We start from the raw sequence: 9,191 nt of genomic DNA on the forward strand, positions 1-9,191 counted from the left end.
GCCACTGTGCGAGCAAAGGGAGAGTGGGGACATGATGGACTTCGACTATGTGATCGTCGGGGCGGGATCGGCGGGATGTGTGCTGGCGAACCGGCTGACCGCCGATGGCAGGCACCGGGTACTGCTGCTGGAAGCAGGCCCTTCCGACTGGAATCCGATGATCCACATCCCGGTCGGCTATGCGACCACGCTGCACAATCCTTCGGTCAACTGGCTTTATGAAACCGAGGCCGATCCGGAAACCGGCGGGCGCACCCATGTCTGGCCGCGCGGCAAGGTGCTTGGCGGGTCGTCGTCGATCAACGGGCTGATCTATGTGCGCGGCCAACTGGCCGACTATGACAACTGGGCGCAACTTGGCGCGACCGGCTGGGGCGCGGCCGATGTTCTGCCCTATTTCCGCCGTTCGGAAGCCAATGAACGGCTGGACGACGAACTGCACGGCAGCGACGGGCCGCTGAACGTAAGCGATGCGACGACACACCACCCGGTATCCGATGCAGTGATCGAGGCCGGCGTGCAGGCGGGCCTTGCCTTCAACGACGATGTGAACGGCGCGGTGCAGGACGGGATCAGCTATTTCCAGCTTACGGTGAAGAACGGCCGACGCTGGTCGGCCGCGATGGGCTATCTGCGCCCGGCGATGAAGCGCAGCAATCTGGCCGTCGAAACCGAGGCGCAGGTGGCCGAGATCCTGTTCGACGGCAAGCGGGCGACCGGCGTTACCTTCCGGCAGGACGGGCGCATGGTGACGGCCCGTGCCGCGCGCGAAGTGATCGTGGCGGGCGGAGCGGTGAACTCGCCGCAGATCCTGGAAGTGAACGGCATCGGCGACCCGGCGGTGCTGCGGGCGGCCGGCATCGAGGTGCGGCATGCGCTGCCGGGTGTCGGCGCCAATCTGCAGGACCATTATGTGGTCGGTTCGCAGTATCGGCTGAAGCCAGGCACCATCAGCGTAAACGAACTGAGCCGGGGCTGGCGGCTGGTGGCCGAGGCGGCGAAATATGCAGTCGCCCGCAAGGGACTGCTGACGCTGTCGGCAGCGCATATTCAGGCCTATATCCGCACCCGCCCCGGCCTTTCCGGCCCGGCCGTGCAGTTTCCTATCCTGCCGGCGACCGCGGATGTGGAAAAGCAGGCGGAAACCGGGAAATCGGTGCTGGAGGAACTGCCGGGGCTGACCATCGCCCCCTGCCAGCTTCGCCCGGAAAGCCGGGGCACGGTGCACGCCATATCGGCGGACCCGTTTGCCCGGCCATCGATCCGGCCCAACTATCTGTCGGATCCGATCGACCGGCAGACGATCGTCGAGGGGTTGAAGTTCGGTGATTCGCTGACAGCACAGGATGCACTGAAGCCGTGGGTGGAATCGCGTATCCGGCCCGTAGCCGGGCCGCTGTCGGACGCTGACTGGCTGGAATATGCCCGCGCCATGGGCTCGACCATCTATCACCCGGTCGGCACCTGCCGCATGGGCCAGGCGGGCGATGCGGGCGCCGTCGTCGATCCGGCCGGCAGGGTGCACGGGATCGCCGGGCTGCGTGTGGTCGACGCCAGCATCATGCCGCGGCTGGTGTCGGGGAACACCAACGCGCCGACGATCATGATCGCCGAGAAGATTTCCGACGCGATTCTGGCGGATGCGCGCGCGGCGGCCGCCTAGGGCCTAGGCGAACACCGCCTGCAAGACCCGGTCGTAGATGCGGGCCAGGGCTTCGATGTCGGCGACGGACGCCTGTTCGTCGACCTTGTGCATCGACTGGCCGGGCAGCCCGAACTCGACCACCGGGCACATGCGGCGGATGAAGCGGGCATCTGACGTTCCGCCCGTCGTCGAGAGTTCGGGCGAGCGGCCGGTTTCCGCTTCGACGGCTTTTGCCACCAGCGCCGACAATTCGCCCGGCGCCGTCAGGAAGGCTTCGCCGGAAATCCGGATCTCGACTTCGGCGGAAGCGGCGTGGGCGGCGACCGTCCGGCGGATCCAGTCGGCAAGGTCGGGGCCGCGATGGCTGTCGTTGAAGCGGATGTTGAGGCGGGCGCGGGCGGCTGCCGGGATGACGTTCGAGGCCGGGTTGCCGACCATGATGTCGGTCACCTCGAGGTTGGAGGGGCTGAACCATTGCGTGCCTTCGTCGAGCGTGCGGGCTTGCAGTTCGGTCAGGATCGCCAGCAGGCGCGGGATCGGATTGTCGGCCCTGTCCGGGTAGGCAACATGGCCCTGCGCACCATGAACCGTAAGCCACGCGTTCAGGCTGCCGCGCCGGCCGATCTTCATCATGTCGCCAAGCTGGTGGGCGGACGTCGGTTCGCCGACAAGGCACATGTCGGGGCGGTGGCCCTGTTCCGCCATCCAGCGCAGCAGCGCGTCGGTGCCGTGGATCGCCGGGCCTTCCTCGTCTCCGGTGATGAGGAAACTTAGCGTGCCTTTTGCGCCGCGCCCGACATGGCGGGCAGCAGCCGCGACCATTGCCGCCAGCGCCGACTTCATGTCGGCGGCGCCCCGCCCGACAAGGATACCGTTTTCGATTTCCCCGCCGAAAGGATCGACCGACCAGCCCTGCCCTTCCGGCACGACATCGGTGTGGCCGGCAAAGGCGAAATGCGGCGCGCCCTGGCCGATGGTGGCGAACAGGTTCTCCACCGGATCGTCGGGCGCTTCGCCGAATCGCAGCCGGTGGCAGGTGAAGCCGAGGCTGCCGAGTACATGCGCCATCACGCCGATGGCGCCGGCGTCGGCCGGTGTCACCGATGGGCAGCGGATCAGCGAACGGGCGAGGGCGACGCTATCCATCCCTAGTATTCGTAATCCGGGGCGAGGATGGTTTCCTGCGCGGCGGCGGCCAACCATTCCGCCACCAGCGGATACGCCATCGCCCGCTGCCGATAGGCGTTTGCGGCGTCCGTCAGTTGCACGTCATAGGTGGTGAAGCGGCTGGCGATCGGCGCGAACAGCATATCGACTGCGCCCCACTGGTTTCCGGCAAGCCAGGGACCGCCGAACCGCGCCAGCCCGGTTTCCCACAGATACTGGATGCGCTCGACATCGGGCAAGGCAGCAGCGGCTAGCTGCCAGCCCGGATAGTGGCGCATGCAGTTCATCGGACAGGCCTGCCGCAGCGCCATGAAGCCCGCCTGCATTTCAACCGCAGCCGAAAGCGCGAAGGCGCGCGGCGCGTCTGCCGAGGGCCAGAAGCGGCTGCCGCCCGACTTGCGGTCGAGCCATTCGATGATGGCAAGCGTGTTCCAGACGGTGACGCCCGCATCGACCAGAACCGGCACCTTGCCCGCCGCCTCGCGATAGACGCCGCCGGTTCGGATCGACTGCCATTCCGTCGAATAGAGGTCGATCAATTCTTCCTCGAAGGGGAGGCCGGAATGGCGGGCGGCGAGCCAGCCGCGCAACGACCAGGAAGAATAGCGGCGGTTGGCGATGTGAAGTTTCAGCATGTGGCGATCGTTAGCCCGTTCGGGCCGCCGTGTCAGCGGCAGAGATCGGCGCTTGCGCTGGCCCGATGCACAGCATAGCATTTTCACAGGGGGGGAAATGCTGTCACTGCGCTTTTATCTGCCGCATCCGGGCCTGCGCGACTGCATCTCGACCTATTACGCCCTCGATGTGGGGGATGTGCCGATTGATGACCGGCTATTGCCTGAATGGGCAAATGTGCGCTTTTCGATCGAAGGGTCGTGGGCGATCGCCTTCGATGGCACGCGCGGCCCGTTGCAGCGCGCGACCGATGCTTCGTTGTTCGGGCCGACGGGAAGGGCGGCGCGGATCACCGGCGCTGCCGGTTCCCGGCTGTTCGGTTTCGGCATTCTGCCAAATGGCTGGGCCAGGCTGGTGCAGACTTCGGCGAGGCCGTTCGTCGACAAGGTGCTGCCCTTGGATACGGTGATGGGCGTGCATGCCGGCCGCTGGCTGGATGCGCTGCGCCATTGCGACGACGACGCGGCGCGGGTGCGGCGGATGGACCGGCTGCTGCTGACGACGCTGCGCAGTGCGCCGCCTGCCGGGCGGGCGTTGCCGCGTGTGCACGGGGCGCTGGTTGCGCAGGAGTTCGCCAGCGTCGGCGCCTTTGCCCGCGAAGTCGGGATGTCGGAGCGGACGCTGGAGCGTTTTTGCGGGCGCATGTTCGGATTTACCGCCAAACCGTTGCTGCGGCGGCAGCGGTTTCTGCGGACGCTGGAGCAGATCCTGCGCCACCCCGGCAGGCCATTATCCGAGTCGATCGGCGGCAGCTATGCCGACCAGCCGCATTTCGTCCGCGAGTTTCGCGCCTTCATGGGGCCGGCACCGACTGCCTATCTGGCCGAGCCGCGCAATCTGATGCGGCTTGCCGCGATCGAGCGGGAGCGGGCCATCGGGCAGATGATGCAGGGACTGCACCACCCGCCCGGTTGACCACGCTGCTGGCTTCAGAGGCGCTCGATGATGATGGCAGGCGCCATGCCGCCGGCGGCGCACATGGTGACGAGGCCGCGCTTCAGGTCGCGGCGTTCCAGTTCGTCGAGGACGGTGCCGATCAGCATCGAGCCGGTGGCGCCGATCGGGTGGCCGAGAGCGATGGCGCCGCCGTTGACGTTGACCTTGTCGCGGTCGAGCTTCAGGTCGCGGATGAATTTTTCGGCGACGACGGCGAAGGCTTCGTTGATTTCGAACAGGTCGATGTCGGCGATAGATAGACCGGCCTTTTCCAGCACCCGCCGTGCCGCCGGGACCGGGGCGTTCAGCATCAGCGTCGGGCAATCGCCCATGTTGGCGATGGTGACGATCCGGGCACGCGGCTTCAGCCCGTGCTTTTGCGCATAGCCCTTGCTGGCCACCAGCACGGCGGCCGCGCCATCGACCACGCCCGACGAGTTGCCGGCATGGTGGAAATGCTCGATCCTGAGGTCGGGGTATTTCTGGTTGATGAGGCGGCGGAACGTTGTGCCGCGTTCATCGAGCGGCAGGTCGGCGATCTTGGTGAAGCTGGGTTCGAGCGCGGCCAGCCCCTCGGCGGTGGTTTGCGGGCGGGGGAATTCCTCGTGGTCGAGGGCGACGCTGCCGTCTTCGTTGAGGACCGGCACGACCGACTTGGCGAAGCGGCCTTCGGCGATCGCCTGTGCGGCGCGCTTCTGGCTTTCGAGGCCGAGCGCGTCGAGGTCGGCGCGGCTAATCCCCTCCATCGAGGCGATCGCATCGCCGCAGACGCCCTGGTGCGACTGCGGGTGAATCTTTTGCAGGTGCTGGTTGCCCGAGCCCATCATCATCGGCGCCATGCCGGCGGCGCGTTCTTCGGCGGCCATGGTGGTGGTGAGCGACATCATCTCGGTGCCGCCGGCGATGATGCATTCCTCGAGGCCGGACATCACCATGCCTGCGGCAAGATTGACCGCCGTGATGCCGCCGCCGCAGAAACGGTCGAGCGTCATGCCGGACGAGCGGATGTCGAAGCCGGCATCGAGCGCGGCCATGCGCCCGAGATCGCCGCCCTGCTTGCCCTTCTGGCTGCTGGTCGACCAGATCACGTCGTCGACGGTTGCCGTTTCCAGCCCGTTGCGCTGGGCGATCGCCTTCAGCACGGTTGCCGCAAGATGCTGCGGGTGCAGGTGCGACAGCGCGCCCTTGCCGGGTTTGCCCACGCCGCGCGGCGTGCGGACTGCGTCGATGATATAGGCTTCGGCCATATTCCTTCTCCTTCGGGGGAAATGCGATAAGCCACTGCGCGGTTCGCTCTACTGTGCGAATCGCGAGGCAGGCACTTTGCGGCTTTGGGTGCATGGCAGCAACGAACCGAAATCCGGGAGGAACAGCATGGCATTCAAAACGCGAATCACCGAGTTGCTGGGGATCGAGCATCCGATCGTGCAGGGCGGGATGCAGTCCGTCGGCTATGCCGGGCTTGCGTCGGCCGTGTCGAATGCGGGCGGTCTTGGCATCCTGACGGCGCTGACCCAGCCCAGCCCCAAGGCGCTGGCCGAAGAAATCGAACGCTGCCGTGCGATGACGGCAAAGCCGTTCGGCGTGAACGTGACGGTGTTTCCGACCACCATGTCGCCGGATTATCTGGGTTATGCCAAGGCCGCCCTCGATGCGGGCGTGCGCATCTTTGAAACGGCGGGCACACAGCAGGTCGTCGAAGTGTGGCAGGCGGTGAAGGAGGTGCCCGGCACGGTGATCCTGCACAAATGCACATCGGTCAGGCACGCGCTGTCGGCCGAGCGCAAGGGCGTGGACATCATTTCGATCGACGGGTTCGAATGCGCGGGCCACCCCGGCGAGGACGACATCCCCGGCCTGATCCTGATCCCGGCCGCCGCCGACAAGGTGAAAATCCCGCTGCTGGCGTCGGGCGGGTTCGGCGACGGGCGCGGGCTGGTGGCGGCATTGTCGCTGGGGGCCGAAGGCATCAACATGGGCACCCGCTTCTGCGCCACCAAAGAAGCGCCCATCCACGACAATGTGAAGCAGAAATATATCGAGAACGACGAGCGCGGCACGCACCTGATCTTTCGCAAGTTCCACAACACCGCGCGGGTCGGCAAAAGCGATGTGTCGGATGAAGTGGCGCGGCGGCTGGCAAACCCCGACGCGGTGTTCGAGGATGTTCGCGCGCTGGTGTCGGGCGTGGCAGGCAAGGAACTGCTGGAAACCGGCGACCTGACCCGTGGCGTGTTCTGGGCAGGAATGGTGCAGGGGCTGATCCACGACGTGCCGACCTGCGACGAGCTGATCCGCCGCATCGTTTCCGAAGCCGAGGCCATCCTCGACAACCGGCTGGCGGGCTTTCGCCGCCGGGGGTGAAGCGGTTCTGCGGCTTTCCGCACATGGTTCCGGCCGGGTGATTCCACCCGGCCGGAACATGTTCTATGGGAAGCGCGCAGTTTCAGGAGGCCCCGGTGAAAAGTCGTGCAGCAGTAGCGTTCGAGGCCGGAAGGCCGCTGGAAATCGTCGAAGTGGACCTGGATGGGCCGCGCGCGGGCGAGGTGCTGGTCGAGATCATGGCGACGGGCGTCTGCCATACCGACGCCTATACGCTTGGCGGCCACGACAGCGAGGGTATCTTCCCGTCGATTCTGGGGCATGAGGGCGCGGGCATCGTGCGCGAAGTGGGGGCGGGTGTCGCCAGCGTTGCCCCCGGTGACCATGTGATCCCGCTGTACACGCCCGAATGCCGCCAGTGCAAAAGCTGCCTTTCCGGCAAGACCAACCTGTGCACCGCGATCCGGGCGACGCAGGGCAAAGGGTTGATGCCGGACGGCACCAGCCGCTTTTCCCTGAACGGCAAGCCGATCTTTCATTACATGGGCTGTTCCACCTTTTCGAACTTTACCGTGCTGCCGGAAATCGCCGTTGCGAAGATCCGCGACGATGCCCCGTTCCAGACCAGTTGCTACATCGGCTGCGGCGTGACGACCGGCGTTGGCGCTGTCGTCAACACGGCGAAGGTGCAGGTGGGCGACAGTGTCGTCGTCTTCGGGCTGGGCGGGATCGGCCTGAACGTGGTGCAGGGCGCGCGGCTTGCCGGGGCGCGCCGGATCATCGGTATCGACCGCCGCGCCGAGCGCGCCGATTGGGGGCGGCAGTTCGGCATGACCGACTTTCTGCACAGCGACGGCATGGACCGCGACCAGATCATCGCGCGGGTGCTGGAAATGACCGATGGCGGAGCCGACCACAGTTTCGACTGCACCGGCAACACCGAAGTGATGCGCACGGCGCTGGAATGCTGCCACCGGGGCTGGGGGCAGTCGGTGGTGATCGGCGTGGCGGAAGCGGGCAGGGAAATCTCGACACGGCCATTCCAGTTGGTGACCGGCCGCGTGTGGAAGGGAACCGCCTTTGGCGGCGCGCGCGGGCGCACCGATGTGCCGAAGATCGTCGACTGGTATATGGAAGGCAAGATCGCCATCGACCCGATGATCACGCATGTGCTGAAGCTGGAGGAGATCAACACCGCCTTCACGCTGATGCAGGAAGGCAAGAGCATCCGCAGCGTGATCGTCTATTGATGCGCGAGCCGGGCTATATCCTTGCTTTCACCTGCCGCGATTCGGTCGGGATCGTTGCCGCCGTCACCAGCGTGCTGGCGGAAAGCGACGGCTTCATTCTGGACAGCCAGCAATATGCCGACCTTGAAACCGGGCGTTTCTTCATGCGCCTGCTGTTCAAGCCTTCGGGCGGGCGGTTTCCGCCGACCCGCGATGCCGTGCATGCGCTGATCGCCCCGGTTGCCGCCCGCTTCGGGTTCGACTGGAAACTGGTGGCGGCCGATGCGCGGCCGAAGCTGCTGCTGGCTGCTTCCCGGCAACTGCACTGCCTGCACGACCTGCTGTATCGCTGGCAGACCGGAATGCTGCCGATCGATATCGTGGGGGTTGCGGCCAACCACGAGGACGCACGCGCGCTGACGCAACGCCACGGCCTGCCGTTTTTCGCGCTGCCCGAGGGCGCTGCCGCCAAGGCCGCGCGTGACGCCGAACTGGCCCGCCTGATGCACGAGACCGGGGCCGGCCAGTTGGTGCTGGCCCGCTATATGCAGGTGCTTGGCCCGGAACTGGTGCAGCAGTTTGCCGGGCGCATCATCAACATCCACCACAGTTTTTTGCCCGGCTTCATCGGTGCGCGGCCCTATCACCGTGCACATGCACGCGGTGTGAAGCTGATCGGGGCGACGGCGCATTTCGTCACCGAGGATCTGGATGAAGGCCCGATCATCGAACAGGCGGTCGAGCGGGTGGACCATCGCGCTTCGGTCGATGAACTGATCGCGATAGGCCGCGACATCGAGGCGCGGGTGCTGCGGCGCGCAGTGCTGGCGGTGGCGCAGCAGCGGGTGTTCCCGAACAACGGCCGGACGGTGGTGTTCCGCTGAGCAGCGGCCGCCCTAGCGCGCCACCAGTTCCGCAATCGAGGCCGACGCCGGATTGGCGATGACATCGGCGGTGCGCCCGGCCTGCACGATCCGCCCCTGTTCCAGAACGGCGATGCGGTCGGCCAGCGGCGCGATGTCTTCGATGTCGTGGCTGACGAGGATCGTCGGCATGGCAAGGCGGGTGCGAAGCTCGTGCAGGGTTGCGGCGAGCGCGCGGCGGGTCGGCCTGTCGGTTGCCGAGAAGGGTTCGTCGAGGAGCAGCAGACGCGGGTTGCGCGCCAGTGCCCGCGCCAGCGCAAGGCGTTGCTGCTGCCCGCCCGAAAGCTGCGCCGG

At 66.4% G+C, this 9,191-nt stretch carries 9 protein-coding genes; 5 read left to right on the forward strand and 4 right to left on the reverse strand.

Annotated elements, in window-relative coordinates; genetic code table 11:
- The first annotated feature begins 31 nt into the window (after positions 1-31).
- Complete coding sequence (locus AC16JP_RS01010) at positions 32-1,663, forward strand: GMC family oxidoreductase (protein WP_484338739.1); 1,632 nt, start codon at positions 32-34, stop codon at positions 1,661-1,663.
- 3 nt (positions 1,664-1,666) lie between these two features.
- Here AC16JP_RS01010 and dapE read toward each other — a convergent pair whose 3' ends face one another.
- Entirely contained in the window at positions 1,667-2,791 is a 1,125-nt protein-coding gene (dapE, locus tag AC16JP_RS01015) for a succinyl-diaminopimelate desuccinylase (protein ID WP_484338740.1), read from the reverse strand.
- 2 nt (positions 2,792-2,793) lie between these two features.
- A complete protein-coding gene (locus tag AC16JP_RS01020; protein WP_484338741.1) occupies positions 2,794-3,447 on the reverse strand; it encodes a glutathione S-transferase in 654 nt (217 codons plus the stop codon).
- A 97-nt stretch (positions 3,448-3,544) separates the two neighbouring features.
- Here AC16JP_RS01020 and AC16JP_RS01025 point away from each other — a divergent pair, with 97 nt between their 5' ends.
- A complete protein-coding gene (locus tag AC16JP_RS01025; RefSeq protein WP_484338742.1) occupies positions 3,545-4,402 on the forward strand; it encodes an AraC family transcriptional regulator in 858 nt (285 codons plus the stop codon).
- Between the two features lie 14 nt (positions 4,403-4,416).
- Here the strand turns inward: AC16JP_RS01025 and AC16JP_RS01030 are convergent, their stop codons facing one another.
- The gene (locus AC16JP_RS01030) at positions 4,417-5,670 is read right to left on the reverse strand and encodes an acetyl-CoA C-acetyltransferase (protein WP_484338743.1); all 1,254 of its coding nucleotides are present in this window, start codon (positions 5,668-5,670) and stop codon (positions 4,417-4,419) included.
- Positions 5,671-5,797: 127 nt separating this feature from the next.
- Between AC16JP_RS01030 and AC16JP_RS01035 the strand changes: the two genes are divergently transcribed.
- The 3 genes from AC16JP_RS01035 (at position 5,798) to purU (ending at position 8,858) form a co-directional block, all read left to right on the forward strand.
- Entirely contained in the window at positions 5,798-6,787 is a 990-nt protein-coding gene (locus AC16JP_RS01035; RefSeq protein ID WP_484338744.1) for an NAD(P)H-dependent flavin oxidoreductase, read from the forward strand.
- Positions 6,788-6,882: 95 nt separating this feature from the next.
- Complete coding sequence (locus AC16JP_RS01040) at positions 6,883-7,995, forward strand: S-(hydroxymethyl)glutathione dehydrogenase/class III alcohol dehydrogenase (RefSeq protein ID WP_484338745.1); 1,113 nt, start codon at positions 6,883-6,885, stop codon at positions 7,993-7,995.
- A complete protein-coding gene (gene purU, locus AC16JP_RS01045; protein ID WP_484338746.1) occupies positions 7,995-8,858 on the forward strand; it encodes a formyltetrahydrofolate deformylase in 864 nt (287 codons plus the stop codon). The genes AC16JP_RS01040 and purU overlap by 1 nt, the downstream gene beginning before the upstream one ends.
- 12 nt (positions 8,859-8,870) lie before the next feature.
- Here purU and AC16JP_RS01050 read toward each other — a convergent pair.
- A partial coding sequence (locus AC16JP_RS01050) for an ATP-binding cassette domain-containing protein (protein WP_484338747.1) occupies positions 8,871-9,191 on the reverse strand: 321 nt, incomplete at its 5' end.

It is taken from the genome of Sandaracinobacteroides sp., assembly GCF_057137845.1.

Bases quoted from the DNA above. Each gene is read 5' to 3' on its own strand.
- AC16JP_RS01010 (WP_484338739.1), top strand. From the start codon at position 32: ATGATGGACTTCGACTATGTGATCGTCGGGGCGGGATCGGCGGGATGT.
- dapE (WP_484338740.1), bottom strand. From the start codon at position 2,791: ATGGATAGCGTCGCCCTCGCCCGTTCGCTGATCCGCTGCCCATCGGTG.
- AC16JP_RS01020 (WP_484338741.1), bottom strand. From the start codon at position 3,447: ATGCTGAAACTTCACATCGCCAACCGCCGCTATTCTTCCTGGTCGTTG.
- AC16JP_RS01025 (WP_484338742.1), top strand. From the start codon at position 3,545: ATGCTGTCACTGCGCTTTTATCTGCCGCATCCGGGCCTGCGCGACTGC.
- AC16JP_RS01030 (WP_484338743.1), bottom strand. From the start codon at position 5,670: ATGGCCGAAGCCTATATCATCGACGCAGTCCGCACGCCGCGCGGCGTG.
- AC16JP_RS01035 (WP_484338744.1), top strand. From the start codon at position 5,798: ATGGCATTCAAAACGCGAATCACCGAGTTGCTGGGGATCGAGCATCCG.
- purU (WP_484338746.1), top strand. From the start codon at position 7,995: ATGCGCGAGCCGGGCTATATCCTTGCTTTCACCTGCCGCGATTCGGTC.